The organism is Actinomadura sp. 6K520 (genome assembly GCF_004349245.1).
Lineage (GTDB): Bacteria > Actinomycetota > Actinomycetes > Streptosporangiales > Streptosporangiaceae > Spirillospora.
Map to the genome: position 1 here is coordinate 18,564 of NZ_SMLC01000049.1, position 25,050 is coordinate 43,613.

Consider the following 25,050-nt stretch of genomic DNA (forward strand, 5'->3'; position numbering starts at 1 on the left):
CAGAGCGCACTACCCCGCTTTGAACAGGGGGTCGACCGATCTTGCAGCAGAGATTGCCGACTTCTGAACCGGCGGGCGGTGCGTGTCGACCGGCGGGCCGTGCGTGTCACGCCCCGTGCGGCCGCCGCACCCGGTGACCGCCGTAGGCCAGTGCCGCCGCCCCGAACATGGTCAGCAGGGTGAAGGTCTCCGTCTCCAGGCCCATGGCCCCGGTCCCCACCGAGATCACGCCGCCGCCGGCCGCGGTGGCCAGCACGCCGGCCGACAGCCATCCGGCCGTGGCGGCCGACCATCGCCTGGGCTGCATGGCCTCCCCGTTCGCCGCACGGACGTCCGGACCAGATCATACGGCGCGGACGCGAAACGACCCCCGCGCTCCCGGTGGGGCGCGGGGGTCGTTCGGCGGACGACGGTCAGGCTTCGACCACGTCGACGTCGATGGTGGCGTTGACGTCGCTGTGGAGCCGGACGCTGACCCGGTGGGTGCCGACCGTCTTGATCGGGTTGCCGATCTCGATGCGGCGGCGGTCCAGGTCGGGGCCGTTGGCGGCGCGGACCGCCTCGGCGATGTCGGCGGCGGTCACGGCGCCGAACAGGCGGCCGCCGCTTCCGCTGCGGGTGCGCAGCGTCACCCGCAGCGCCTTCAGCTGGTCGGCGACCTCCTTGGCGTGCTCGACGGTCGCGATCTCGCGGGCCGAACGCGCCTTCTTGATCGACTCGATCTCGCGCTCGGCGCCGCGGGTCCACCGGATGGCGAAGCCGCGGGGCACGAGGTAGTTGCGGCCGTAGCCGTCGCGGACCTCGATGATGTCCCCGGGTTCACCGAGACCGGAGACCTGCTGGGTCAGGATGAGCTTCATGTTCGTTCCCCCTGCCTCAGCGCGCGGTGCTGGTGTAGGGCAGCAGCGCCATCTCGCGGGCGTTCTTGATCGCCGTGGCGACGTCCCGCTGGTGCTGGGTGCAGTTGCCGGTCACCCGCCGGGCACGGATCTTGCCGCGGTCGGAGATGAACTTCCGCAGCAGGCCCGTGTCCTTGTAGTCGACGTAGGAGATCTTCTCCTGGCAGAAAACGCAAACCTTCTTCTTCGGCTTGCGGGGAGGTGGCTTCGCCATCGTGGTGCTCCTTTGGGAGAGCCCCGCTCACGCGGGAATGGACGTTGATTTGGTGTTGCCGGTGCGGGACGGCCGGTCAGAACGGCGGGTCGTCGGAGAAACCGCCGCCACCGCCGCCACCGCCGCCGGTGGCCCAGGGGTCGTCTGCCGGGGCGCCGCCGCCTTGCTGGCCGCCGCCGCCGAAGCCGCCGCCGCCCTGCTGGCCGCCGCCGCCGAAACCGCCGCCGCCCTGCTGGCCGCCGCCCCCGCCGCCGAAGCCGCCACCGCCGCCGCCACCCTGCCGCTGGGTCTTGTTGACCTTGGCGGTGGCGTTGCGCAGCGACGGGCCGACCTCGTCGACCTCGATCTCGAAGACGGTGCGCTTCTCACCCTCGCGGGTCTCGTACGACCGCTGCTTGAGGCGGCCCTGCACGATGACCCGCATGCCGCGCTGCAGGGTCTCGGCCACGTTCTCGGCCGCCTGCCGCCAGACGTTGCAGGTCAGGAACAGGGCCTCGCCGTCCTTCCACTCGCCCGACTGGCGGTCGAAGAACCGCGGGGTCGAGGCGAGGCGGAACGACGCGACCGCCTGGCCGCTCGGGGTGAAGCGGAGATTCGGGTCCTCGACGAGGTTCCCGACCATCGTGATTACGGTGTCGCCTGCCATGGGGCTCGCTCCGGCTGGTGAGAGGGCTGAGCCTGGCTCAGTGGACCTCGGGGCGGATGACCTTGGTACGCAGGATCGACTCGCTCAGGTTGAGCTGCCGGTCGAGCTCCTTGACCGTGGCAGGCTCAGCCGACAGGTCGACCACCGCGTAGATGCCTTCGGACTTCTTCTGGATCTCGTACGCCAGGCGCCGGCGGCCCCAGACGTCGACCTTCTCGACACTGCCGCCGCCGTCCTTGACGACCTTCAGGAACGGGTCGAGCGAGCTGCCCGCGTTGCGCTCGTCGATGGCGGGGTCGAGGATGGTCATGAGTTCGTAACGACGCATGCTGTGTCCCTACCTCCTCTGGACTCAGGCGGTCACGGTCTCTCCGTGACAGGAGGGCTCTTGCGTCCTCCGCGGCGGTGCCGGGACCCGGATCGCCGGGCGCACCTGCCGCGAGACCGATACAGGCTACCAACAGTTGGCAGCGTGTGAGCCGGATCCGGACGCGTGCACCGTCAGCGCCGCGCCCCCGCATGGACGTTCTTGGCGCAGCGCCGCCGCTCCAGCTCGGCCATGATGTCGGCCATCTGGGCGCGCATGCGGGCGGTCTGGGTCGTCAGCCGGGACAGCTCCTCCACGAGCTCCGCGTCCCCGATGAGCCCAAGCTCGGCTCTCGTCACCATCGTGCACCTCCTGCTCTCCCCGCTTCCCCTCGGGGGCCGGACCGAGCCGGTCTTCTCGAATCCATGTTCGACACTACCGGGTCCCGCCGACACTATCCGGCCACCCGCGCCGGATTGATCTCGCCCGGACGGGGCATCTCTTCATGGGCATGGTCCGTCCGGTCCCGCGCGCACCGTGTGCCCCTCGCGCGGGACGAGAAGCTGGAGGAGGGTCCCGATGCCAGAGCAGGCGGCAGGCACCGGTCGACAGGCCGTCGACCGCGAGGGCAGGCCCGAGCCCCATCGGCTCCAGGACGGGCTCGCGGTCGCCTCCATCACGGTCGGCGTCGCCGCGCTCATCATGGGCTGGCTGGAGGCGACCCACCTCCCCGGCGCCATCGCGGGACTGGTCGGGCTGCCGCTCGCCCTGTACTCCCAGATGATCTCCGCGACGACGAACGAGCGGTGGCTGAACGTCGTCGGCATGGTCGCCTCCTTCCTCGGCCTCAGCTTCGCGCTGAAAAACGGCGGCTTCTCGCTCTGACCCCCGCCGGCCCCGGCGCACGCCGCCGCGGCGTCCGCCCCACCCTGTCGGACGGCGCGGCTACTCTCGTGGCATGCGCATCGGAGCCCACGTCGACCAGACCAACCCGCTCGACAACGCCCGCGCGGTGGGCGCGGACGTCGTCCAGTTCTTCCTCGGCGACCCGCAGGGCTGGAAGAAGCCGGTCCTGCCGGAGGGCGTCGAGGCGCTGGAGGGCTCCGGCGTGGACGTCTACGTGCACGCCCCGTACACGATCAATGTGGCGACGTCCAACAACAGGATCCGCATCCCGAGCCGCAAGAACCTCACCCAGCAACTGGAGGCGGCGGCGTCCATCGGCGCGAAGGCGCTGATCGTGCACGGCGGCCACGTGCTGAAGGACGACGACCCCGAGACCGGTTTCGAGAACTGGCGCAAGGTGTTCGAGCGGGTCGAGTGCCCCGTCCCGGTCTACATCGAGAACACCGCGGGCGGCGGGAACGCCATGGCGCGCAGGTTCGACCGGATCGCTCGGCTGTGGGAGGTGCTGTCCGGGGTTCCGGGGCTGGAGTCCAAGCTCGGCTTCTGCCTCGACACCTGCCACGCGCACGCGGCGGGGGAGGAACTCATGGACGCCGTCGACCGCGTCAAGGCCATAACCGGCCGCATCGATCTGGTGCACTGCAACGACAGCCGCGACGCCTTCGGGTCCGGGGCCGACCGGCACGCCAACCTGGGCAATGGAAACATCGACCCCGAGGTGATCCTGGCCGTCGTGCGGGCCGCGGGGGCTCCGGTCGTGGTGGAAACGCCTGCCGAGGGGCAGGCGGAGGACATCTCCTGGTTGCGTTCCAAGCTCTGACGACGCAAAGTCGGGGAGGTCCGCGGGGGACGGGAACCCGAAACGGCGCCGCGACATCTAACCCCCCGTAAACCCAGATAAGCCCGCTTTGACCAGCAGGACGACAAAACCCCAAGGTCACGCCACACTGGCATAATCCGGAACCCAGCCTCAGCGCACGCGCGTAACTCTGCGGCGGCGGGCGCGCGAACCGATCGGGAAGCACATGGCATACGACCCCTACGGCTACGGCCCCCAGGACCCCTACGGCCAGCCTGCCTACTCGCAGCAGCCGGCCGTCCAGCACCACTACTACGGCTCCTCGGTCCCGGTCAGCGCGCCGACGAACGGAATGGCCACCGCGTCGCTGGTGTGCGGTCTCATCGGCTTCGTCGCCTGCGGGCTGACGTCCATTCTCGCGATCATCTTCGGGCACGTCGCGCAGAGCCAGATCAAGCGGACGGGCGAGGGCGGCCACGGGATGGCCGTCGCCGGCCTCATCCTCGGCTACCTCATCACGGCGGGCTGGATCGTCTTCTGGTTCCTCTACCTGCTCGGCGTCGCGATGTTCGCCGCCGAGACGGGCACGAGCACGTACTGACCCCCGATCAGGCGAGGCGCGGGACGCCCGCGACCTCCACACCGACGCTCGACATCAGGACGGTCATGGGGGTGGAGGTGTCCCGCCACGCCTTCACCGCACGGGCGAACACGTCCAGGACGGCGCGGAGCGACCGCTGGTCGGCGTCGGCGAGTTCCGACCACGACTCGTACAGCACCAGGTAGCCGCTCTTCGCGGGCGTCCATGACAGGTCGGCCAGGCCGTCGCCGAGGACGTCCCAGTCGCCCGGCGGCGCGCCGGGCATCTCGAAGACGTCCGCGCACAGCCGCAGGAACGACTCCTTGTCCCGGGCGCGGCGGCCGTCGAGGTGGAACGCCCGCAGGCCCGCCTCCTCGGCGCGCCCGGTCCAGCCCGTGTCGCCGACCGCGCCCGGCACCGGCGGCGTCCGCCACTGGTAGACGCCGGGTGCCAGCCGTCCCTCGATCAGCTCGGTCAGTGCTCGGTTCGCGTCCACGTCATCTCCCCGAAGGTCGTGCGCCCCGCGTTCCCCGGGCCCGGGGCGGCCCCCACCGGACGCGATCATCCCCGTCCCACGCGCGCAAAATCTCCCAATATGGGCACATTCCGGCCAGATTTCTCGCCACCGGCGTTCACCGCCGGGTGATTCAGGAGCGGGCGGGCGACAGCAGCGGCTTCAGGTAGGCGATGCCCTCGTCGCGGACGTCGGCCATGTCGTGTTCGATGCCGTGCAGGACGTCGCTCACCGGGTCGGCCAGTTCCCAGAAGCGCAGCTTGCCCTCCAGGCGGGCGTCCAGCGGGCGGCCCCGGTGCTCCTGGAGGCGGCGGATGAAGGGGCGGCTCGTCTCCGGCCACAGGTAGCACAGGTCGTAGTCGGGATCGGCGATCCGCACGTCCCCGAAGTCGATCAGGCCGGTGATCCGGGTTCCGGTGATCAGCAGGTGGTCCAGGCTGAAGTCGGCGTGCGTCAGCGTGGGCGGGTCCGCGAAGTTGCCGTCGTCGGCGAGGTAGCGCTCGTAGGCCGCGACCAGGAGGCGGCCTTCCTCCGGCGGCAGCAGCGGCGCGACCTCGGTGCGGACGAGGGCCAGCTCCTCGGTGTAGTCGGCGCGCAGGTCCGCCTCGGGGACGCCGAGTTCGCGGGCGCGTTCGACGGGGAACGCGTGGATCGCCTCGATCACGTCCGCGATCTGCCGGACGGGGCCGGGCTCGTCCAGCAGGCCGCGGGCGTGCCAGTCCTCCTCGTCCAGCGACTCCCCCGGGACGGCGGGGTAGCAGCAGAACGTTCCGGGACCGAGCGGGTTCGGGGCGGTGAACGCGAAGCGGGGGATGGGGAGGTCCAGCGTCCCGGCGAGTTCGGGCAGCAGCCTCGCCTCGCACGCGATGCCCTCCGCGCCGTCCTCGTTGCGCGGGAAGCGGAGCACGTACGACTCTCCCGCCGCCGCTTGCGTCGCGTCGAGGAGCAGTGCCACGCTCTCGTATCCCGCGCCGAGGAGGCGCAGCGGGCACGGCGCGAGGTCGGGACGGACGTCGGCGAGGGCCGCCCGCACCTTCGGCTCCCAGTCCTCGGGGAGGGTGACGTTCCTGGTCATCTGTACTCCTGGCCGGTCGGGGGCAAGGTCAATGATGGCGCGGACTTGAGTCTCCAGCGACTGGAGGCCCCATGGTGGGCGGCATGGAAGGCGACACCCTGTACACGATCGGGGAACTGGCGCGCCGCACCGGGCTGTCGGTGCGGACGATCCGGTTCTACTCCGACGCGGGCGTGGTGCCGGCGACCTCCCGTACCGCGGCCGGTTACCGGCTGTACGACGTGGACGCCGTCGCGCGCCTCGACCTGGTGCGGACGCTGCGCGACCTCGGCGTGGATCTCGGCACGGTCCGGCGGGTGCTGGACCGGGAGATCGGCGTCGGGGAGGTCGCGACGGCGCACGCCGAGGCGCTGGACGTGCAGATCCGCACGCTCCGGCTGCGCCGGGCCGTGCTGCGGGCGGTCGCCAAACGAGCATCCAGTCCCGAGGAGATGGAACTCATGCACAAGCTCGCCCGGCTCTCCGACGAGGAGCGGCGGCGCATCATCACCGACTTCATCGACGAGTCGTTCGCCGGACTCGCCGTGGACCCCGCCTTCGAGGAGAAGATGCGGTCCGCGCTGCCGGAACTGCCCGACGACCCCGAGCCCGAGCAGGTCGACGCGTGGGTGGAGCTGGCCGAACTGGTCGGCGACCCCGGCTTCCGGGCCGCGGTGCGGCGGATGGCCGAGGCCCAGGCCGCGGAACTCGGCAGGGGCGCCTACCCCGAGGACCCGGCGCGGCTCGGGCAGCTCACGGGGGAGAAGGTCGCGGCCGCCATCGCGGCCGGCATCGAGCCCGGCTCGGACGCGGCCCGCCCCGTCGTCGACGAGGTGGCGGCCGCCTACGCGGACGCCTACGGCGCCACGGACGGTCCCGAGTTCCGGCGCGAACTGCGGGAGCGCACCGAGATCGGCACCGACTCGCGTGCGGAGCGGTACTGGCAGCTCATGGCCGTCATCAACGGCTGGGAGGCGTGGCCGGCGATGACCCCGTCGTTCGAATGGCTCATCGAGGCCCTGCGCAGCCACGAATCCCCCGCGTGAGGGGCGGCGGCTAGGAGGCGACCGGGACGCTGGTGCGGCGACGGCCGCGCCAGCGTCCCAGCGAGACCACGTCCGCCGCCTCGTCGAGGACGCCGCCGGCCGGGTCGTCCGCCCCGTCCGATCTGACCGCGTCGCCGGACGGCCGCAGGATGTCCCACACAACCAGGGCCGCCAGCGCCAGGACGGTCAGGAACCGCGCGAGCAGCGCCAGGTGGTAGACGCCCTGGTCGATGCCGCCCTCCGGCGCGTCGAAGCTCAGCACCGCCGACAGCGTGCCCGAAAGGTCCGCGCCCGCGGTCTGGGCGGAGACCGACAGCAGGAACCACCAGATGCCGAAGAAGTAGATGATCTCGCCGAGCTGCCAGGCCACGAAGGCGGGGAGCCTCGGGCGGGCCAGCACGGCCAGGGGCAGCAGCCACAGCACGAACTGCGGCGACCAGACCTTGTTCGGCAGCATGAACGCGACGAGCACGAGGAACATCAGCTGCGGCAGCCGCGGCCGGCGCGGCGCGGCCAGCGCGAGGACGGCGATCCCGGCGGCGAGGACGAGGAACGTCCCCGTACCGAGGAGGTTCAGCAGGTCGGTGTCGGACGCCGGCTTCTCCAGCCCGTGCTCCTGCAGGAAGAAGAAGATCGACCCCCAGTCGACGCCGCGGCCCCGGCTGAAGGTGTAGAACTCCTGCCACCCCTCCCACGCGAAGATCATCACGGGCAGGTTGACGAGCAGCCACGCCGCGGCGGCGCCGGCGAGCATCCGCCCCATGGCGCGCCACTGCCCGGCGCGCACGCACAGCAGGACCAGCGGGCCGAGGAACAGCAGCGGGTAGAACTTCGCCGCGATCGCCAGCCCGAGCAGCGCGCCCGCGAGCGCGGGGCGGCGCGCCGACCAGGCGGCCAGGGCCAGCGCGGTCAGCGCCACCGCGAGGAGGTCCCAGTTGATGTACGCGGTGAGCAGCAGGGCGGGGGACAGCGCCACCATCAGGCCCACGCGCAGCGACCGCCGTCCCGCCACGTACGCCGTCGCGAGGACGGCGACGACCGCGAGGACGGCCAGCAGCAGCGCGGTCACGTTGTAGAACGCCATGCCGCGGGCGTCCACGCCGAACGGCTGCACCAGCCACGCGACGAGCTGCATCAGGGCGCCGGCCAGCACCGGGTACTCCACGTAGTGGATGTCGGTGCCGGCGAACGAGTCGAAGTACGGGATCTTCCCGTCGCTCAGCCCGCGCACGTAGTACAGCGGGTAGATGTCGGTGTAGCAGGCGTTCGTCGTCGTCTTGATGAAGTCGAAGTTCGCCGACGCGCACGGCCGCTTCTGCAGCCAGCCGAGCAGGCACACCAGGGCGGTGAGGCCCGTCAGCACCGGCGCGAACGGCGTCAGGGGGCCGCGCCGGCCGGACGGCGATCCGTCCGCCTCGTCGCTTTCGGTGCCGGCGGCGGACATCGCGATCTCCTCGGAAGACGACGACATGGACAGCAAGACTATTGGTCGCGGGGTCGGCGCAGGGGGGTGCCACCGGCGAAACGGAACGGCCCGGAGCCGCCTGGCTCCGGGCCGTTCCGCGGACCGCCGCGAAGCGTGTCCCGGCCTCCCTAGTTGCCGCCGACGCCGTCGTCCGGGTCGTCCTGCCCCCGGCAGGCGGGATGGTCCCGGTTCTGCGGTTTCGCGCACCACCAGCTCTTGTCCCCGTCGGGCGGCAGGTTCGGGTCGCAGCCGACCGGCATGTTGAGCTGGTTGCAGGGCTCCCCCTGGCTGGGCGGGGTCGTCGGCGTGTTCGACGGCGCCGGCGAGTTCCGCCGGCATTCCGGCGGCTGGTTCGGCCGGCCCGGCCGGCAGTCCGGCGTGTTCGTCGGGCTCGGCGAACTCGACGGAGGGGGCGTCGTCGGCCGCGCCTTCGCCCACGGGGCGACCTCGCCGCCGTTGACCGGGGGCGGGAACTGCTTGATCTCCTTGCCCTCAAGGGCCTTCGTCATGAACTTCTTGAACAGGTCGGCGGGGACCGTACCACCGTAGACCTGGCTGTAGTTGCCCACGCCGATCAGCGACAGCCGGTTCCCCTTCTTGTCCTGCCGCCACATCGCCGACGCCGTCGCGAGCTCGGGCGTGTAGCCGACGAACCAGGCCGACTTGTTCTCGTCCGTCGTACCGGTCTTGCCGGCGACCGGGCGGCTGCCCAGGCTCGCCCGCGTACCCGTACCGCCGGACTTGACGACCGCCTCCATCGCCGACGTCGCGTCCGCCGCGACCCCCTCGGAGAAGGCGCGCGTCGGCTTCTCCCACGGCAGCTTCTCCAGGACCTCGCCCTTCTCGTTCGTGATCGGATTGCCCTGGTGGTCGGTGACCTTGGCGATCACGTGTGCGTCGCGGTGCACGCCCTTCGCGGCGAAGGTCGAGTAGACCGACGCCATGGTGACCGAGGTCGTGTCGATGACGCCGAGCGGAAGCGACGTGTAGTTCGCGTTGAGGTTCGGGGTGTCGGCGGGGACGCCCATCTTCTTGGCCATGTCCACGACGTTGGACAGCTGCACCTTCTGCCCCAGCTCGACGTACGACGTGTTGATCGACATCGCCGTCATCTGCTTGAGGTTGTAGATGCCGTTCTCCGCGCGGTTGTCGTTGGTGAACGTCGCACCGTTGATCGTCCGCTTGTAGCTGCCGTCCATCGTGGTCTGCAGGCTGATGCCCTGGTCCAGCGCCGTGGCCAGGACGATCGGCTTGAACGACGACCCCGGCTGCACGTTGCCCTGGAAGGAGTTGTCGAACTGCTGCTTGCGGAAGTCGGGGCCGCCGTAGGCGGCGACCACCCCGCCCGTCCGGGGATCGATCGCGGTGAGCCCGAACTGGATGTCGTTGCCCAGCCCGTTCTCCTTGCGGATCTCCTTGACGGCCTTGTTGGTGTAGTCCTGCAGCCCCTTGTTGAACGTCGTCTTGATCCGCAGGCCGCCGGTCTCCAGCATCTGGTCGTTGATGCCGAGTTGCTTCAGCTCGTTCAGGACCCGCGCCTCCAGGTAGCCGGCGTTCGGGTCGTCCGGGACGTCGCTCCAGTTCTCCTCCGTCTGCGGGAACTTCGCCGCCGCGCGCTTGCCCTCGTCGAGCCAGCCCTGCTCGACCATGCCGTCGAGGACGTAGTTCCAGCGGTCGATCAGCGCCTGCTTGGCCGGGTTGGACGCCGGGCCGTAGGTGGCGAAGTAACCGGGCCGCTGGATCATCGCGGCGAGCATCGCCGCCTCGGACTCGTTGATCTTGGTGACGGGCTTGTGGAAGTAGGCGCGGGAGGCCGCCTGGATGCCGTACGACCGGCGCCCGAAGGGGACCGTGTTGAGGTACAGCTCCAGGACCTTCGCCTTCTCCATCTCCTTGCCGAGACGGATCGAGATCAGGATCTCCTTGAGCTTGCGGCTGACCGTGCGCTCCTGGCTGAGGCCCGCGTAGTAGTTCCGGGCCATCTGCTGGGTGATCGTGGAGGCGCCCGCGGTGCCGCCGCCGGTCACCGCGCGGAACATCGCGCCCGCGATACCGGTCGGCGAGATTCCCGGCTCGGTCCAGAAGCCGCGGTCCTCGGCCGCGAGGACGGCGTTCTGGACGTGCTTGGGCACCTTGTCCAGCGGGATGTTCTCGCGGTGCGTGCCGATCCGCGCGAGCGGCGAGCCGTCCGCGTACGTGATCACCGACTCCTGGCGGATCGCGTCCTGCTGCTTCTCCGTCGGGATCGGGGTGTTGGCGTACGCGACGATGACGAGCGTCGCCAGCCCGAGGATCATCACGCTGGCGACGGCGACCATGATCTTCCAGGACGGGATGTACCGCCGCCATCCGGCCTTGTCGGGGTCGTCCGACCGCTTGGCGCGGCCCTCCTCGTCCCAGAAACCGCCGCCCCCGGAACCGCCGCGCCCACCCGGGCCGCCGGGACCGCCGGGGCCACCCGGACCACCTGGACCACGGCCGCCGCCACCGGGCCTGCCGGGCCCACCGGGCCTGCCGGGACCGCCCCGGCCGCCGGCGGCGCCCGCGGGACCACCCGGGACACCCGGCCCGCCGGGCCGTCCCGGACGCCCGCCGGGCCCCGAGCGCATCGCCGAGGGCGTACCGGCCCGCCGCCGGCCGCCACCGCCCCGGCCGCCACCGCCCGGGGCGCCGGCCCGCGCGGGGCCGCCGCCGCGTCCGCCCGGCCTGCCGCCGGGGCGCGGGCCCTTGCCGGGTGAGGGCGAGCCGGACGGTCCGCCACGCGGCGCACCGGCAGGCGTGCCCGAACCGCCGGGACGGGGGGCTCCCCTCCGGCCCGGGCCATCTCCGTGTTCCGGTCCGTATCGGCTTGGGTTACTCACGCGACCTCATCGACTGGGGTACGGCTGTGCGTCGTCAGAGAGTACTGCGCAGCAGGAGGCGCGGGGGCCGATGGCGCAAGGCATCGCGGCTCCCGGCCGTCCGGACGCAGTCGATCATGCCCGCTGGCGTGCGGCAATTCGCGAACATGCTTCATGTCACACCACCGCCTCCACAAGAGGGTTCGGACGCAACGGTCACAGGGTTCATTCCGGCGGCCTCGTCAACGGCAGCAGCGGCGCGATGACCCCCGTGCTGGGTTCGCCGGAACTCGGTTGCAGGCTGCGCCCGCCCCGCCTGCCGCGGCAGGCCGGGTCCCCCTGGTGGAGCTGGCACCACCAGTCGGGCGGCGGGTTGCTCGGCGGCTTGTTCGGGTCGCAGTTGCCGTTCGGGAACGGCGACTGGCACGGCGGCTTGTCGCCCCGGTCGCCGTCACCGCCGTCACCGCCGCCTCCCTGGCAGCGCGGGTGGAACCTGCCGAGCGGGTGGTCGTCGCACCACGGCGGCCTGTCGCCGTGCTCCTTCTTCGGCGGCTTCGCCCACTTCTGCACGATCCCGCCCCACGCCGGCGGCGGGAACTGCTGGACCTCCATCCCCTGCATCGCGTTGACCATGTAGGAACGCCAGATGCGGGCGGGGATCGTACCGCCCTCCACCGTGCCGATCCCGGGCAGGACCACCGACTTCTTCTTCCCGTCGGGGCCCGTGGCGTCGTTGTAGAGCGTCACCGCGGTGGAGAGCTGCGGGGTGTAGCCGACGAACCAGGTCGCGACGTTCCGGTCGGTGGTGCCGGTCTTGCCGGCCGCCGGGCGGCCCGGCAGCGCCGCCGCCGTCGCGGTGCCGCCCCGGACGACCTGCTGCATCGCGTACGTGGCGTCCGCGGCGACCTTCGCGTCGAAGACCCGGCGCTTCTCGTACTTCGGCTTCAGCCGGACCGTCTTGTTGTCGGACTCCCTGACCTGGCGGATCACGTGCGGCTGGTGGTAGACGCCGCCGTTGGCGAACGGCGCGTAGCCCGCCGCCTGCTCGATCGGCCGGATGTTGTTGACGCCCAGCGCGAGGTTCAGGCAGCACTTGTGCGGGTCGAGCAGGTGGGACTCGATCCCGGCGTCCGTCTCGGTCTTGACCACCTCTTCGATGCCGACCTTGCCCATCAGCTGGATGAACGCGGTGTTCACCGAGTCCTTCGTCGCCGTGATCATGTCGACCGGCGTCCCGACGTCATGGCTGTTCGGGACGATCACCGCCTTCGGATCGTCCTTCGACACCACGCTGCCGTCCGGGCCGATCGGCGTCTTCGAGATCCCCTCAAGGGTGCTCTTCAGGCTGTAGTTCTGCTTGAGGGCCGTCGCCAGGACGTAGGGCTTCATCGCCGAGCCGCCCTGCGCCGAGCCCTGCCACACGTTGTTGAACTCCTGGTCCAGGTAGCCCGGCCCGCCGTAGAACGCGACGACCTCGCCGTTCGCGGTGTTCACCGACACCAGCCCGACGCGGATCTTCTTCTTCGCGAGCCGCTTCGGGTTCACCTGCGAGACGGTCTTCTCGGCCGCCTTGCGCGCCATCTCCATCCGCTTCTGGTTGAAGGTGGTGTAGACGCGCAGGCCCTTGGTCGTCAGCTCCTTCTCTTCGATCCCCTGCCGGCGGAGCTCCTCCTTGGCGCGCATCAGCATGTAGCCGCGCTGCCCGCCGTACAGCTGGTCACCGGCGTTGGCGCTCTTGATCTTGGGCAGGCCCTGCTGGAGGAACTTGTCGGCGTCGCCCTGGCTGAGCTTGCCCATCGAGACCAGGCCGTTCAGCGTGTACTCGTACCGGCCCTTCGCCCACGCCTGGTGCGCCTTCGCCTCGGGGTCGCGGTTGGGGTTCTGGATGATGCCGCCGAGGACGGCCGCCTCGGCCTGGTTGAGCTTCCACACGTCCTTGCCGAAGTACTCGCGGGACGCGGCCTGGATGCCGTAGGTGTTGCGGCCGAAGTAGATCGTGTTCAGGTACAGCTTGAGGATCTCGTCCTTGGTGTGCTTGTCCTCGAGCTTCATCGAGATGAACAGCTCTTTGAACTTCCGGCTCATCGTCCGGTTGTTCGGGTCGGAGTAGTGGTTCTTCGCGAGCTGCTGCGTGATCGTGGACCCGCCGCCGGACCCGCCGGTGAGGTTGTCCCACACGGCCCGCGTGGTGCCCTTCACCGAGAAGCCCGGGTCGCTGTAGAAGCTGCGGTTCTCCGCCGCCAGCACCGCGTCCCGGACGTGCGGCGGGATCTTGTCGAGCTCGACGCTCTGCCGCTTCTTGCCGATCCGGCCGATCTCCTTGCCGTTCGTGTAGTAGAAGATCGACGCCTGGTCCTCGACGCCCGCCACCGTCGGCTCCGCGGGCGTGGGGGTGTTCGAGTACGCGACCCAGATCAGCGTGACGAACGCCGCGACGCCCAACCCGGAGAGACCGGCGACGAGCTTCCAGGACGGCAGGAACCGCCGCCATCCCGTCTCCCGGGACCGCAACTGCCCGAGGATCCCGGACTTCTTCTGCCCCGGCCCGCCCGGCACGCCGGGCCCCCCGGGCCCTCTCGGCCCGCCAGGCCCCATCGGTCCGCCGGGACCGCCGGGACCACTGGGCGCGCCGGGCACGCCGGGCCCACCCGGGCCGCCGGAGCGGTGCGCGGCCCGCACACCCTTGCTCTTGAACTTCGAGGTGACCTTGGCGCCGAGGTCCTGGCCGACCTTCTGGAGCTCGCCGAGCTTCTCCTTGACGCCGGGCTTCGCCGTCGTCCCGAACCCGGCTCCCGCGGCCATACCGGCACCGGCGGCACCCGGCACACCGCCCATGCCGTGCCCACCGGGCACACCGGGTCCGCCTGGCACACCGGGCCCGCCTGGCACACCGGGCCCGCCTGGGCCGCCGGGCATTCCCCTCCCGGGGCCGCCCGGGGCACCCTGCCCACCGAAGCCCGCGGGCGGACCGTATCCACCGGACGGACCGCCGCCACCGGGCGCGCCCGGACCACCAGCGTCCGCGCGGACGGCGGGGCCGGGTGCGGTCGGCGGCGCACTCGAACCACCGAACGAACCACCCGGCGAACCGGAGCCACCGGGCACACCACCACCGGGCACACCACCACCGGGCACACCACCACCGGGCACACCACCACCGGGCGCGCTCGCACCCGAGGGGACCGCGGGACCGGGAGCCGTCGGCGGCGCCCCGGCGGCACCGAACGAACCGCCACCACCCGGGCCGCCGCCCGTCCCCGGCCGACTCACGCCACCGGCGCCACTCGGCATCCCGAACCCGCCGGGCGAACCACCGGCAGCACCGGCCTGGCCACCCGGCATACCGGGCCCGGCAGGCGGACCGCCGCCGCTCGGCCCGGGACCGCCCAGGCCGCCCGCCCCGCTGCCATGCGCCCCGGAACCACTATGCGCCCCGGAACCACTCGGTGCTCCGGAGCCACCGGGCGGACCGCCGATGTTCGGCGCACCCGCGCCACCGCCCAGGCCGCCGGGTTCACCCGGCCCGCCACCGGCCGTACCGGACGTGCCGTGCGATCCGGAACCGCCGGCGAAGCCCTCGCCGCCCGAGCCGCCCGGACCGCCCGAGCCGCCGGGACCGCCGCCGAGCCGGTGCGCGCCGGAGCCGCTCGGCGGCGGGAACCCGCCGGCCAGCGGGTCACCCGGTCCGCTTCCGGCGCCGGAGCCGCCCGGCATGCCGGAGCCGCCGGACAGGCTGCCGCCGCCGGGGACGGCGTGGCCGCTCATGAAGCCGGGGCTCTGGACGTTGTCCTGCGGTCCGCCCGGTGCCGCCTGGGCGCCGGGGTCGTCCGGCGCGCCGGGGACGCCCGGAGCGGATTCGCGGGGGGCACCCGGATAAGCGGGGTCGCCGGGGTCGCCGGGACGGGGGACCTGCTGCCCGCCCGGCCTCTGCGACCCGGGTTCCGGTCGGGGCTGGCTTGGATTACTCACGCGACCTCATCAACAGGGGACAGCTGGTTGTTGCCAAGGGCCGGGGATCGCTCCCCAGCGTTGGAACGAACTCGTGCGCCGCCCGAGAGTACTGTGCGAGCTGGTGAGCGGGGGGAGCGTGTGCACGGCGAAGTTACGTCCTGGCTGGTCAACGCCCTCGCCGAACGCTGCGGCCGGTGGATCCTCCTCTGCTTTCTACCGTTCGGGGCCCTGCTCCCCATGGCCGAGGACGTACGACATCGCCAGGTGGTTCCATGCGCAACTTTGACACACTTCCACCACATACACCCTGAATTCTCCGTATTCGCGGTCCATCTCGGCCAGTTCGGCGGTGGCCTTGACGCGTCCCGCGTAGCGACCCAGCTCGTCCCCATATACGTACGTGACATGGGTCAGGGGTTCATGCCCGCAGACGGGACACCGCTCGCCGGTGGGTTCGCCGTGGTACTTGGCCGCGCGCAGGAGGTAGGGGTGGGCGTCGCAGGCGTCGTCCCTGGTCAGCGAACCGGACCTCAGCTCGGCGATGGCCGCCCGCTTCGCCAGGGCGTAGTCGACGACCAGCCTCGGTCTCATGGTCGGCTCCCGCCCCGCATACCGGCAGGGTAAGCGGCGCCGGGGGCGTCCGGACAGATCTCCACTTGCCAGACCGGGCCGCACTACGTATCTTGTCGATGTATCGAGCCGATACATTGACTCGATACATCACATCGATACATCGGCTCTGCTGAAGGGGTCCGGATGGCGGCCAAGAAGGGCGCGGGCGTGCTGGAGCTCGCCGTGCTCGGCCTCCTGCACGAATCCCCGATGCACGGTTACGAGCTCCGCAAGCGGCTCAACGTCGTGCTCGGCATGTTCCGCGCCTTCTCCTACGGCTCCCTCTATCCGTGCCTCAAACAGCTCCTGGTGAACGGGCTGATCATGGAGGACCGTCCGGAGGAGCACACGGCACTGGCGCTGCAGAGCCGCCGCTCGAAGATTGTTTACAAGCTCACCGCCGATGGCAAGGAGCGCCTCCAGGAGCTGCTGACCGAGGCCGGTCCGGCATCGTGGGAGGACGAGGGGTTCGGCGTCCGATTCGCCTTCTTCTCGCACACCCGCGCCGACGTCCGGCTGCGGATCCTCGAAGGCCGGCGCAGCCGGCTGGAGGAACGCCTGGAGGCATTCCGCGCGGCTCTCGCGCGCACTCGCGAGAGGGTCGACTCCTACACCCTGGAGCTGCAGAACCACGGGCTGGAGTCCGTCGAACGCGAGGTCAGGTGGCTGAACGAGCTCATCGGGCGCGAGCGTGCCGAGCAGGAACAGCAGCAAGCCGAGCAGGAAAAGCAAGACAGGTCTTCGGAAACCATCACACAGGACATGCCTCGGGATCACGACCGCTGATCGGCGGCACCGGGGTCGGGTGAAGAAACACCACATGTTCCGCAAGAGAGAAGGAGCAACCGGATGGGTTCGGTGCGCGTAGCCATCGTGGGTGTGGGGAACTGCGCCTCTTCGCTCGTCCAGGGTGTCGAGTTCTACAAGGACGCGGCCCCCGAGACACGAGTCCCCGGCCTGATGCACGTGCAGTTCGGCGACTACCACGTAGGTGACGTCGAGTTCGTCGCGGCGTTCGACGTGGACGCCAAGAAGGTCGGGATGGACCTGTCCGAGGCCATTCACGCCAGCGAGAACAACACGATCAAGTTCGCCGACGTCCCCCCGACCGGTGTGACCGTCCAGCGCGGCCCGACCCTCGACGGCCTCGGCGAGTACTACCTGGACATGGTCGACGAGTCGGACGCCGAGCCGGTCGACGTGGTGCAGGCGCTGAAGGACGCCGAGGTCGACGTCCTCGTGTCGTACCTGCCGGTGGGCTCCGAGGCGGCCGACCGCTTCTACGCCCAGTGCGCCCTCGACGCCAGGGTCGCGTTCGTGAACGCCCTCCCCGTGTTCATCGCCAGCGACCCCGAGTGGGCCGAGAAGTTCACCGACGCCGGCGTCCCGATCGTGGGCGACGACATCAAGTCGCAGGTCGGCGCGACCATCACCCACCGCGTCATGGCCCGCCTGTTCGAGGAGCGCGGGGTCGAGCTGCTGCGCACGTACCAGCTCAACTTCGGCGGCAACATGGACTTCATGAACATGCTGGAGCGCAAGCGCCTCCAGTCCAAGAAGATCTCCAAGACGCAGTCGGTGACCTCGCAGATCCCGCACGAGATGGCGAAGGCGGACGTGCACATCGGCCCGTCCGACCACGTGCCGTGGCTGGACGACCGCAAGTGGGCCTACGTCCGGCTGGAGGGCAAGTCGTTCGGCGACACGCCCCTCAACCTGGAGTACAAGCTGGAGGTCTGGGACTCCCCGAACTCCGCGGGCGTGATCATCGACGCGGTGCGCGCCGCGAAGATCGCCAAGGACCGCGGCATCGGCGGCCCGATCCTGTCGGCCAGTTCCTACTTCATGAAGTCGCCGCCCGAGCAGTACACCGACGACCAGGCGCACGAGGCCGTGGAGGCGTTCATCCGCGGCGACGTGGAACGCTGAGCCAGGCGACCGAGGGCAGCAAGGGAGCGGCTCAGCGCCGGTGCGGCCGCCGGCTGAGAATCCGATCACAAAGTTCCCAAGGGACGCCCTGGCAGTGGACATCCACTGTCAGGGCGTCCTTACTTCTGTAGAGAAAACGGTGATGTACCGGCCCCTTGTCACCCTCCGGCTCTAATGTGACACCGCCGGTGACTGCGCGCCAGGTTCCGAGTCGTGAGGTGAGAACGTGATGGCACGTGAGATGTGCAAGGTGACGGTGGGGCTCACGCTGCTCGCGCTCGGGCTCACGGGGTGCGCCGGGGGCGGTGACGACGCCTCCGCGGCGGGCCGCCCCCGCGACGGCGGCACACTGCGGGTCATCGGCTCGTCCGACGTCGGGCACCTCGACCCCGCGGCCGTGGCGAGCGTCGGCGCCTACGGGCTGTCCCGCACGTTCGCGCGGACGCTGCTCGGGACGCGGGCGTCCAACGACTTCCAGGAGACGATCCCCGTCCGGCCCGACGTGGCCGCACGGATCCCGACCCGCGAGAACGGCGACATCAGCAAGAACCGCCGCACGTACACGGTGCGGCTGCGCGAGGACGTCCGGTGGAACACCGAGCCGCCGCGGCCGGTGACCGCCCAGGACTTCGTCCGCGGCTTCAAGCGGCTGTGCAACCCGGCGTCCCCGTCCGGAGGCAAGGGGTACTTCACCTCCACGCTCAAGGGCATGGAGGAGTTCTGCGAGGGCTACGCCTCCGTCGACGCCAAGAACGCCGGGGCGATGGCCGCCTACCAGCGCGGCCACGAGATCGAGGGCGTCCGCGCCAAGGACGACCGGACGCTGGTCTTCGAGCTGAAGCAGCCCGCGAGCGACTTCCTGAACCTGCTCGCGCTGCCGTACGCCGCCGCCGCGCCCCAGGAGTACGACAGGTACGTCCCGGATTCGGCGGAGTTCCGGCAGAACACACTGTCGAACGGCCCGTACCAGATCAGCGAGTACAAGCCGGGCATGTCATACCTGCTCACCCACAACCCGGTCTGGCGGCAGCAGAGCGACCCGCTCCGGGAGCGGCACGTGGAGAAGATCCAGATCACGCTCGGGCAGGACTCGCCGGAGACCGTCCAGCAGCAGATCGAGCAGGACGCCGCCGACCTCGCCTGGGACCAGCCCGTCCCCACGTCCGCGATCCCCCGCCTCCGCGACGACCGGCGGTTCGCGATCAGGGAGACCCCGAGCAACAGCCCGTACCTGGTGTTCAACACGCTCAGCCCGAACAACGGCGGCGCGCTCCGCAAGCGCGAGGTCCGCCAGGCGCTCCAGTACGCCGTCGACCGCAGCGCCCTGATCAAGATCGTGGGCGGCCCGTCGGTGGCCCAGCCGCTGCACACGGTGATCCCGCCCGGCAACTCCGGCTACGCGCCGGCGAACCACTACCCGACGCCCAGCGAGTCCGGCGACCCCGCCAAGTGCCGCGAACTGCTCGGCAAGACCGGCCACCGCGGCCTCACCCTGAAGTTCCCGTACCGCACCAACAGCACCCACAAGCTCATCGCCCAGTCCATCGCCGAGAACCTCGGCGCCTGCGGCGTGAAGACCGAACTCAGCGCCGACTCCGGCGGCTCCTTCTACGCCGGGACGATCTCCACCCCCGCGAACGCCCGCACCGGCCGATGGGACATCGCCGCCCCCGGCTGGACACCCGACTGGTACGGCAACAACGGCCGCTCCATCATCCAGCCGCTCTTCGACGGCCGCGGCTACGGCCAGAACTCCACCAACTACGGCGGCTACGACAACCCCGAGGTCAACGCCCTCATCGACGCGGCCCTCACCGCCCCCGAACCCTCGCACGCCGCCGGCTACTGGCAGCAGGCCGACCGGAAGATCATGGAAGACGCCGCGATCATCCCGCTGCTCAGCCGCTCCCACACCATCTTCCACTCATCCCGCGTCCACGGCGCCTACTTCCTCCCCACCACCTCCGGCTACGACTACACCCGCATATGGCTCAGTTAATTGCATTGCCCTTGGCGGTCAGGCCCTAGAGGGCCTTCCCTTCGGCGGGCAATGCGCGCGATCGCTGCATCGCTCCGGCTCGCCTTGGGGCTCGCTGCGCGATCAGGTTTCTCGCTTCGCTCGAAGCCTGCCTTCGGACGCGATCGCAGGCGTTGGGGTTGTCGCGGGGTTGCTGTGGGGGCTGAGGTCGTCGCTGCCCTGGCGATCCCTCCCACCGAGACCTTGAGGCCCGCTGCGCTTGCCAGCGCGACCACTCGCGGGCTTCCTAACCAGAGCGGTCGCGGCCGTTGGGGTTGCTTTGGTGGCTGAGGGCTTTGCAGATCCCTTAGTGCTGGCGTGTGGGGGGCTTGTCGGGTTGGGGGGCGCATAGGGTGACCTGGTGCGGTCGGGTGAGTTGCGGGAGATTCTGCGGGGGCGTGACTTCCGGCGGCTCTATGCGACGCGGCTCGCTTCGCAGTTGACCGACGGGGTCTTCCAGGTGGCGCTGGCGGGGTACGTGTTCTTCTCGCCCGAGCGGCAGACGACCGCGGCGAAGGCGGCGGCGGCGTTCGCGGTGACGTTGCTGCCGTACTCGGCGCTCGGGCCGTTCGTCGGCGTGTTCATCGACCGGTGGCGGCGGCGGCAGATCCTCGTGTGGACGCCGGTGCTGCGGGCCGTGCTTGTGGTGCTCGTCGCGGCGCTGGTGGCGGCGGGGCAGGACGGGGCCGTCTTCTTCCTCGGGGTCCTCGTCGTGCTGGGGGTGAACCGGTTCTTCCTCGCGTCGCTGTCGGCGGCGCTCCCCCATGTTGTCCGGCGCGACCAGCTGGTGACGGCGAACGCCTTCTCCGTCACGTCCGGGACCGTCATCGCGTTCGTCGGGGCCGGGGCCGGTTACCTGCTGCGTCAGGTGTTCGGGGCGGGGGACACCGGGACGGCGCTGATCCTCGTGGCGGCGGCGGGGCTGTTCCTGCTGGCGGGCTCGATCGCGACGCTGCTGCCGAAACGGCTGCTGGGGCCGCACCCGGCCGAGGACGCCGCAGCGGGTCCCGTGCAGCCGGACGCGACGCGGTTCGTCGAGGCGCTCCGGGTCGTCCTGGACGGCCTGGTGGACGGGGCGCGGCACCTCCGGCGGCGCCCGGCGGCGGCGCTGGCCCTCGGCGCGATCTCCTTCCACCGCTTCCTGTACGGCGTCGTCCTGATCATGACGCTGCTGCTGTGCCGGAACCACTTCGCCGACGATCCGGACGAGGGGCTGGAGACGTTCGCGCTGATGCTGGGGGTGTCCGGCGCCGGGTTCTTCGCCGCGGCGCTGATCACGCCGGCGGTGGTGCGGCGCATCGGCAAGCGGGCGTGGGTGGCGCTGCTGTTCGCCGCGGCGGCGGTGAGCCTGCTGGCGCTGGGCATGCCGTTCGCCGAACGTCCCTGGGCGGCGGCCGCCTTCGCGTTGGGCGTCGTGTCGCAAGGGGTGAAGCTCTGCGTCGACACCACGCTGCAGGAGGGGGTCGACGACGCCTACCGGGGCCGGGTGTTCGCCGTCTACGACATGCTCTTCAACGCGGTGTTCGCCGGTGCCGCGGCGGCGGCCGCGACGTGGCTGCCGGTGGACGGGCGCGCCGGCGGCACCCTCCTCGCGGTGGTCGCCGCGTACGCCGTGGGGGCGGCCGCCTACTGGTCGGCCACCACGCGCGGTCCGGACCGGGCACTCCGCTGACGCGGACCCTTCACAAGGATTCGGCGACGGCGTGGAGCGCGGCGGCGATGTGCAGGACCTCGTCGTCGGTGCAGACGTACGGCGGCATCGTGTAGATCAGCTTGCCGAACGGGCGGAGCCAGACGCCGTGCGCCATGGCGATCTCCTGCGCGGCCGCGACGTCCACCGGCTCCCGCGCCTCCACCACCCCGATCGCGCCCAGAACGCGGACGTCGGCGACACCGGGGAAGTCCACGGCGTCGTGCAGTTCGGCCGTGAGGCTCGCCTCGATCGCGTCGACCTCGTCCCGCCAGTCGCGCGACAGCAGCAGGTCGATGGACGCGGACGCGACGGCGGCGGCCAGCGGGTTGCCCATGTAGGTCGGGCCGTGCATGAGGGCGCCCGCCTCCCCCGACGTGATGCCGTGGGCGACCCGATCGGTGCACAGGGTGGCGGCCATGGTCAGGTAGCCGCCGGTCAGGGCCTTGCCGAGGCACATGATGTCGGGGACGACCTCGGCGTGGTCGCAGCCCCACAGCTCGCCCGTCCGGCCGAAACCGGTCGCGATCTCGTCCAGGACGAGGAGGATGCCGTGCTCGTCGGCGATGTCGCGGAGGAGGCGCAGGTACTCCGGCGCGTAGAAGCGCATGCCTCCCGCGCCCTGGACGATCGGCTCGACGATGATCCCGGCGAGCTCGCCCGCGTGCTCGGCGGCCAGCCGGGACACCTCGTCCAGGTACGCCTGCTCGGGGTCGGCCGAGTAGCCGAGCGGGGGCGCCGGCGCGAACACGTGCTCCGCCAGGACGTCCCGGAACAGGTGGTGCATGCCGTTGACCGGGTCGCAGACGGCCATGTCGCCGAACGTGTCGCCGTGGTAGCCGCCGCGGACGGTGAGCAGCCGGTGCCGTTCCGGACGCCCCCGCGACCGCCAGTACTGCAGCGCCATCTTGATCGCGACCTCGACGGCAACGGAGCCGGAGTCGGCGAAGAACACCTTCGTCAGCGGCTCCGGGGTGATCTCGACGAGCCGCTCGGCGAGCCGGACGGCGGGCGGGTGCGTGAGCCCGCCGAACATCACGTGCGCCATCTTCCCGAGCTGCCCGGTGACGGCCGCGTTCAGCTTCGGGTGGTTGTAGCCGTGCACGGCCGCCCACCACGACGACATCCCGTCGATCAGCTCGGTGCCGTCCGCCAGCGTCAGCCGGACCCCCGACGCGGAGACGACGGGGAGGACGGGCGCCGGCGCGGGCATCGGCGCGTACGGGTGCCAGATGTGCTCCCGGTCGAACTCCAGCATCCGCTCGGTCTCCCGCGGGCTCATCCGCCCGAGCTGCAGCGGGATCATTCCGCCCCCTCCGCCGGGACGATGCCTTCGGCGGCGGCCCAGCGGCGCAGCTCCTCCGCCGCGGCGTCCTTGCCGATGATGCCGCGGTCGAGACGCAGGTCGAGCAGGAACCGGTACGCCTTGCCGACGAGCGGGCCGGGCTTGATCCCGAGGATCTCCTGGATCTCGTTCCCGTCGATCTCGGGGCGGATCGCGGCCAGCTCCTCCTCCTGCGCCAGCCGTTCGATGCGCGCCTCGAGGTCGTCGTAGGTGCGCCGCAGCCGCTCGGCCTTGCGCCTGTTGCGGGTGGTGCAGTCGGCCCGGGTCAGCTTGTGCAGCCGGGACAGCAGCGGCCCGGCGTCGCGGACGTAGCGGCGGACGGCCGAGTCGGTCCACTCGCCGGTGCCGTAGCCGTGGAACCGCAGGTGCAGCTCCACCAGCCGGGACACGTCGGCGACGACGTCCTTGGGGTAGCGCAGCGCGGTCAGCCGCTTGCGGGTCATCTTGGCGCCGACGACCTCGTGGTGGTGGAACGAGACCCGCCCGCCCGGCTCGAACCGGCGGGTGCGGGGCTTGCCGATGTCGTGCAGGAGCGCCGCGAGCCGCAGGACGAGGTCGGGCCCCTCCTCCTCCTGCGCGATGGCCTGCTCCAGGACGATCAGCGAGTGCTCGTAGACGTCCTTGTGCCGGTGGTGCTCGTCGATCTCCAGCCGCAGCTTCGGCAGCTCGGGCAGGACGTGCGCGGCGAGGCCGGTGTCCACGAGGAGCGCCAGCCCCTGCCGCGGGTACTTTCCGCAGACGAGCTTCGACAGCTCGTCCCGGACCCGCTCGGCGGAGACGATCTCGATGCGGGCGGACATGTCCGTCATGGCGCGGACGACGTCCGGGGCGACCGTGAAGCCGAGCTGCGAGGCGAAGCGGGCGGCGCGCATCATCCGCAGCGGGTCGTCGCCGAACGAGTCCTCGGGCTTGCCGGGCGTCCGCAGGACCTTGTCCCGCAGGTCGGTGAGCCCGCCGAAGGGGTCGACGAACTCGTGCCCGGGCAGCCGCGCCGCCATGGCGTTGACCGCGAAGTCGCGCCGGCGCAGATCCTCCACCAGTGACGTCCCGTACGACACGACGGGCTTGCGCGACTTCGGGTCGTAGGACTCGCTGCGGTAGGTGGTGATCTCCAGCTCGACGCCGTCCTTGCGGAGGCCGACCGTGCCGAACTCGATGCCGATCGTCCAATGCGCGTCCGCCCAGCCGCGGATGATCTCCAGGGTGCGCTCGGGCGGGGCGTCGGTGGTGAGGTCGACGTCCTTGGTCGGACGGCGGAGCAGCGCGTCCCGGACGGGACCGCCGACCAGGGCCAGCTCGTGACCGGCCGCCGCGAACCGGGCCCCGAGATCGTCGGCGACGGGCGCGATCCGGCGCAGCAGCTCGGCGATCGCGGTGCGCCGCGAGGACTCGGGTGTCACGTTCTGGTTGGGCACGGCCATCGAGCGTATTTCCTTGCGAGACGGGCTGACAAAGGACTTTCCGATGATCGGCGGGGCCCGCGCGCGAATCCTTGCGGGGCCGAAGGAGGACGGGACCCTTCACATGCCGCGATCCCCGGGTTACGTTCTGGACACCCCGATGACGCCATCGCGACCGCCGGTGAGCCCTCCGCACGACAACGGTAGCGGGACACAGCAGGGCCACGGCCCGCCGCGTGTGCGGCTGAGGCGCATCGCGAGTGTTTTGCACGACGTATGGCGAGGGTTAAACCGGACGTCTCGGGTATGGGGGGATATCCCTCGCAGAATGCGATGCAGGGGGACACAGGGAAACCAGGCACGGGGGTGAGCGGGGCGACCCCCGGGATGGAGCCGATGATGAAGGACGCTCTGACCATCCACCGCGCGCTGCTCGAATGGGAGGCCGTCCACGAGATCGTGCGACTGCCCTTCGCGCTCGCCCACGCCGACGAACTTCCCAGGGCGCTCGGCCTGCCCCCCGAACGGTGCCTGGTGACGCGCGTCTACTCCTGCGACGACGCCTACGGCGACCAGCGCTTCCTGACCGGCGTGATCGTCCCCGCGGGCGGCCGCCCCTCCACCGACGCGGTCCGCGCCACCGTCGGAGCGACGACCGTCCGCCCGGCCCACGCGGACGTCGTCAACGCCGTCACCGAATACGCGGCCAACCTGGTCTGCCCCCTGCTCCTCCCGGACGACATGCCAGTACTCATCGACCAGCGCGTCATGGACGCCCTCCCGGCCGACGACGTCGTCTACACGGCAACCGGCGAAGCCTCCACCGCCCTGGGAAT

23 protein-coding genes are annotated in these 25,050 nt (G+C 71.0%); 9 read left to right on the top strand and 14 right to left on the bottom strand.

Annotated features, from left to right (window positions below):
* Window positions 1-106 precede the first annotated feature (106 nt).
* The 6 genes from E1289_RS15605 to E1289_RS38225 form a co-directional block, all read right to left on the bottom strand.
* Window positions 107-307 carry a hypothetical protein gene (locus E1289_RS15605; RefSeq protein WP_131980663.1) on the bottom strand — a complete coding sequence of 67 codons (201 nt, stop codon included), beginning with the start codon at window positions 305-307 and terminating at the stop codon, window positions 107-109.
* Between the two features lie 106 nt (window positions 308-413).
* Window positions 414-860 carry a 50S ribosomal protein L9 gene (gene rplI, locus E1289_RS15610; protein ID WP_131980665.1) on the bottom strand — a complete coding sequence of 149 codons (447 nt, stop codon included), beginning with the start codon at window positions 858-860 and terminating at the stop codon, window positions 414-416.
* Between the two features lie 16 nt (window positions 861-876).
* On the bottom strand, window positions 877-1,113 hold the full coding sequence (rpsR, locus tag E1289_RS15615) for a 30S ribosomal protein S18 (RefSeq protein ID WP_019631633.1): 237 nt from the start codon (window positions 1,111-1,113) through the stop codon (window positions 877-879).
* Between the two features lie 76 nt (window positions 1,114-1,189).
* Window positions 1,190-1,759 carry a single-stranded DNA-binding protein gene (locus E1289_RS15620; protein WP_131980667.1) on the bottom strand — a complete coding sequence of 190 codons (570 nt, stop codon included), beginning with the start codon at window positions 1,757-1,759 and terminating at the stop codon, window positions 1,190-1,192.
* Between the two features lie 37 nt (window positions 1,760-1,796).
* A complete protein-coding gene (gene rpsF / locus E1289_RS15625) occupies window positions 1,797-2,087 on the bottom strand; it encodes a 30S ribosomal protein S6 (RefSeq protein WP_131980669.1) in 291 nt (96 codons plus the stop codon).
* A gap of 173 nt (window positions 2,088-2,260) precedes the next feature.
* A complete protein-coding gene (locus tag E1289_RS38225; protein WP_165970483.1) occupies window positions 2,261-2,428 on the bottom strand; it encodes a hypothetical protein in 168 nt (55 codons plus the stop codon).
* Window positions 2,429-2,645: 217 nt separating this feature from the next.
* Here E1289_RS38225 and E1289_RS15630 point away from each other — a divergent pair, with 217 nt between their 5' ends.
* The 3 genes from E1289_RS15630 (at window position 2,646) to E1289_RS15640 (ending at window position 4,372) form a co-directional block, all read left to right on the top strand.
* Complete coding sequence (locus E1289_RS15630; RefSeq protein WP_131980671.1) at window positions 2,646-2,951, top strand: hypothetical protein; 306 nt, start codon at window positions 2,646-2,648, stop codon at window positions 2,949-2,951.
* A gap of 73 nt (window positions 2,952-3,024) precedes the next feature.
* On the top strand, window positions 3,025-3,792 hold the full coding sequence (locus E1289_RS15635) for a deoxyribonuclease IV (protein WP_131980673.1): 768 nt from the start codon (window positions 3,025-3,027) through the stop codon (window positions 3,790-3,792).
* A gap of 205 nt (window positions 3,793-3,997) precedes the next feature.
* A complete protein-coding gene (locus tag E1289_RS15640; protein WP_131980675.1) occupies window positions 3,998-4,372 on the top strand; it encodes a DUF4190 domain-containing protein in 375 nt (124 codons plus the stop codon).
* Between the two features lie 7 nt (window positions 4,373-4,379).
* On the opposite strand, the gene E1289_RS15645 is transcribed toward E1289_RS15640, so the two are convergent.
* A complete protein-coding gene (locus E1289_RS15645; RefSeq protein WP_165970484.1) occupies window positions 4,380-4,847 on the bottom strand; it encodes a barstar family protein in 468 nt (155 codons plus the stop codon).
* 151 nt (window positions 4,848-4,998) lie between these two features.
* The gene (locus tag E1289_RS15650) at window positions 4,999-5,940 is read right to left on the bottom strand and encodes a phosphotransferase (RefSeq protein ID WP_131980679.1); all 942 of its coding nucleotides are present in this window, start codon (window positions 5,938-5,940) and stop codon (window positions 4,999-5,001) included.
* A gap of 83 nt (window positions 5,941-6,023) precedes the next feature.
* Here E1289_RS15650 and E1289_RS15655 point away from each other — a divergent pair, with 83 nt between their 5' ends.
* Complete coding sequence (locus tag E1289_RS15655) at window positions 6,024-6,965, top strand: MerR family transcriptional regulator (protein WP_131980681.1); 942 nt, start codon at window positions 6,024-6,026, stop codon at window positions 6,963-6,965.
* A gap of 10 nt (window positions 6,966-6,975) precedes the next feature.
* On the opposite strand, the gene E1289_RS15660 is transcribed toward E1289_RS15655, so the two are convergent.
* The 4 genes from E1289_RS15660 to E1289_RS15675 form a co-directional block, all read right to left on the bottom strand.
* Window positions 6,976-8,436, bottom strand: coding sequence for a glycosyltransferase 87 family protein (locus tag E1289_RS15660; RefSeq protein WP_243712846.1), 1,461 nt, complete (start codon window positions 8,434-8,436; stop codon window positions 6,976-6,978).
* A gap of 122 nt (window positions 8,437-8,558) precedes the next feature.
* Complete coding sequence (locus E1289_RS15665; protein ID WP_243712847.1) at window positions 8,559-11,039, bottom strand: transglycosylase domain-containing protein; 2,481 nt, start codon at window positions 11,037-11,039, stop codon at window positions 8,559-8,561.
* 456 nt (window positions 11,040-11,495) lie between these two features.
* A complete protein-coding gene (locus E1289_RS15670; protein WP_165970485.1) occupies window positions 11,496-14,072 on the bottom strand; it encodes a transglycosylase domain-containing protein in 2,577 nt (858 codons plus the stop codon).
* Window positions 14,073-15,434: 1,362 nt separating this feature from the next.
* The gene (locus E1289_RS15675; protein WP_131980685.1) at window positions 15,435-15,812 is read right to left on the bottom strand and encodes a DUF5318 family protein; all 378 of its coding nucleotides are present in this window, start codon (window positions 15,810-15,812) and stop codon (window positions 15,435-15,437) included.
* A 165-nt stretch (window positions 15,813-15,977) separates the two neighbouring features.
* Between E1289_RS15675 and E1289_RS15680 the strand changes: the two genes are divergently transcribed.
* The 4 genes from E1289_RS15680 (at window position 15,978) to E1289_RS15695 (ending at window position 21,451) form a co-directional block, all read left to right on the top strand.
* Window positions 15,978-16,619 (top strand): PadR family transcriptional regulator, encoded by a 642-nt coding sequence (locus E1289_RS15680; RefSeq protein WP_131980687.1) that lies wholly within the window; start codon window positions 15,978-15,980, stop codon window positions 16,617-16,619.
* Window positions 16,620-16,682: 63 nt separating this feature from the next.
* Window positions 16,683-17,762 (top strand): inositol-3-phosphate synthase, encoded by a 1,080-nt coding sequence (locus E1289_RS15685; protein ID WP_131980689.1) that lies wholly within the window; start codon window positions 16,683-16,685, stop codon window positions 17,760-17,762.
* A 229-nt stretch (window positions 17,763-17,991) separates the two neighbouring features.
* Window positions 17,992-19,761 carry an ABC transporter substrate-binding protein gene (locus E1289_RS15690; RefSeq protein ID WP_243712848.1) on the top strand — a complete coding sequence of 590 codons (1,770 nt, stop codon included), beginning with the start codon at window positions 17,992-17,994 and terminating at the stop codon, window positions 19,759-19,761.
* A 379-nt stretch (window positions 19,762-20,140) separates the two neighbouring features.
* Window positions 20,141-21,451 carry an MFS transporter gene (locus tag E1289_RS15695; RefSeq protein WP_207928987.1) on the top strand — a complete coding sequence of 437 codons (1,311 nt, stop codon included), beginning with the start codon at window positions 20,141-20,143 and terminating at the stop codon, window positions 21,449-21,451.
* Between the two features lie 10 nt (window positions 21,452-21,461).
* On the opposite strand, the gene bioA is transcribed toward E1289_RS15695, so the two are convergent.
* Complete coding sequence (bioA, locus tag E1289_RS15700; protein WP_131980693.1) at window positions 21,462-22,775, bottom strand: adenosylmethionine--8-amino-7-oxononanoate transaminase; 1,314 nt, start codon at window positions 22,773-22,775, stop codon at window positions 21,462-21,464.
* Window positions 22,772-24,235: a CCA tRNA nucleotidyltransferase gene (locus E1289_RS15705; RefSeq protein ID WP_131980695.1), complete on the bottom strand. Its 1,464-nt coding sequence runs from the start codon at window positions 24,233-24,235 to the stop codon at window positions 22,772-22,774. The genes bioA and E1289_RS15705 overlap by 4 nt, the downstream gene beginning before the upstream one ends.
* Window positions 24,236-24,613: 378 nt before the next feature.
* On the opposite strand from E1289_RS15705, the gene E1289_RS15710 reads away from it, so the two are divergent.
* A partial coding sequence (locus tag E1289_RS15710; RefSeq protein WP_131980697.1) for a YbaK/EbsC family protein occupies window positions 24,614-25,050 on the top strand: 437 nt, incomplete at its 3' end.

Coding starts and splice junctions, on each gene's coding strand:
- E1289_RS15605 (WP_131980663.1), bottom strand. CDS start 307: ATGCAGCCCAGGCGATGGTCGGCCGCCACGGCCGGATGGCTGTCGGCC.
- rplI (WP_131980665.1), bottom strand. CDS start 860: ATGAAGCTCATCCTGACCCAGCAGGTCTCCGGTCTCGGTGAACCCGGG.
- rpsR (WP_019631633.1), bottom strand. CDS start 1,113: ATGGCGAAGCCACCTCCCCGCAAGCCGAAGAAGAAGGTTTGCGTTTTC.
- E1289_RS15620 (WP_131980667.1), bottom strand. CDS start 1,759: ATGGCAGGCGACACCGTAATCACGATGGTCGGGAACCTCGTCGAGGAC.
- rpsF (WP_131980669.1), bottom strand. CDS start 2,087: ATGCGTCGTTACGAACTCATGACCATCCTCGACCCCGCCATCGACGAG.
- E1289_RS38225 (WP_165970483.1), bottom strand. CDS start 2,428: ATGGTGACGAGAGCCGAGCTTGGGCTCATCGGGGACGCGGAGCTCGTG.
- E1289_RS15630 (WP_131980671.1), top strand. CDS start 2,646: ATGCCAGAGCAGGCGGCAGGCACCGGTCGACAGGCCGTCGACCGCGAG.
- E1289_RS15635 (WP_131980673.1), top strand. CDS start 3,025: ATGCGCATCGGAGCCCACGTCGACCAGACCAACCCGCTCGACAACGCC.
- E1289_RS15640 (WP_131980675.1), top strand. CDS start 3,998: ATGGCATACGACCCCTACGGCTACGGCCCCCAGGACCCCTACGGCCAG.
- E1289_RS15650 (WP_131980679.1), bottom strand. CDS start 5,940: ATGACCAGGAACGTCACCCTCCCCGAGGACTGGGAGCCGAAGGTGCGG.
- E1289_RS15655 (WP_131980681.1), top strand. CDS start 6,024: ATGGAAGGCGACACCCTGTACACGATCGGGGAACTGGCGCGCCGCACC.
- E1289_RS15660 (WP_243712846.1), bottom strand. CDS start 8,436: ATGTCGTCGTCTTCCGAGGAGATCGCGATGTCCGCCGCCGGCACCGAA.
- E1289_RS15665 (WP_243712847.1), bottom strand. CDS start 11,039: ATGCGCTCGGGGCCCGGCGGGCGTCCGGGACGGCCCGGCGGGCCGGGT.
- E1289_RS15670 (WP_165970485.1), bottom strand. CDS start 14,072: ATGGCCGCGGGAGCCGGGTTCGGGACGACGGCGAAGCCCGGCGTCAAG.
- E1289_RS15675 (WP_131980685.1), bottom strand. CDS start 15,812: ATGAGACCGAGGCTGGTCGTCGACTACGCCCTGGCGAAGCGGGCGGCC.
- E1289_RS15680 (WP_131980687.1), top strand. CDS start 15,978: ATGGCGGCCAAGAAGGGCGCGGGCGTGCTGGAGCTCGCCGTGCTCGGC.
- E1289_RS15685 (WP_131980689.1), top strand. CDS start 16,683: ATGGGTTCGGTGCGCGTAGCCATCGTGGGTGTGGGGAACTGCGCCTCT.
- E1289_RS15690 (WP_243712848.1), top strand. CDS start 17,992: ATGGCACGTGAGATGTGCAAGGTGACGGTGGGGCTCACGCTGCTCGCG.
- bioA (WP_131980693.1), bottom strand. CDS start 22,775: ATGATCCCGCTGCAGCTCGGGCGGATGAGCCCGCGGGAGACCGAGCGG.
- E1289_RS15705 (WP_131980695.1), bottom strand. CDS start 24,235: ATGGCCGTGCCCAACCAGAACGTGACACCCGAGTCCTCGCGGCGCACC.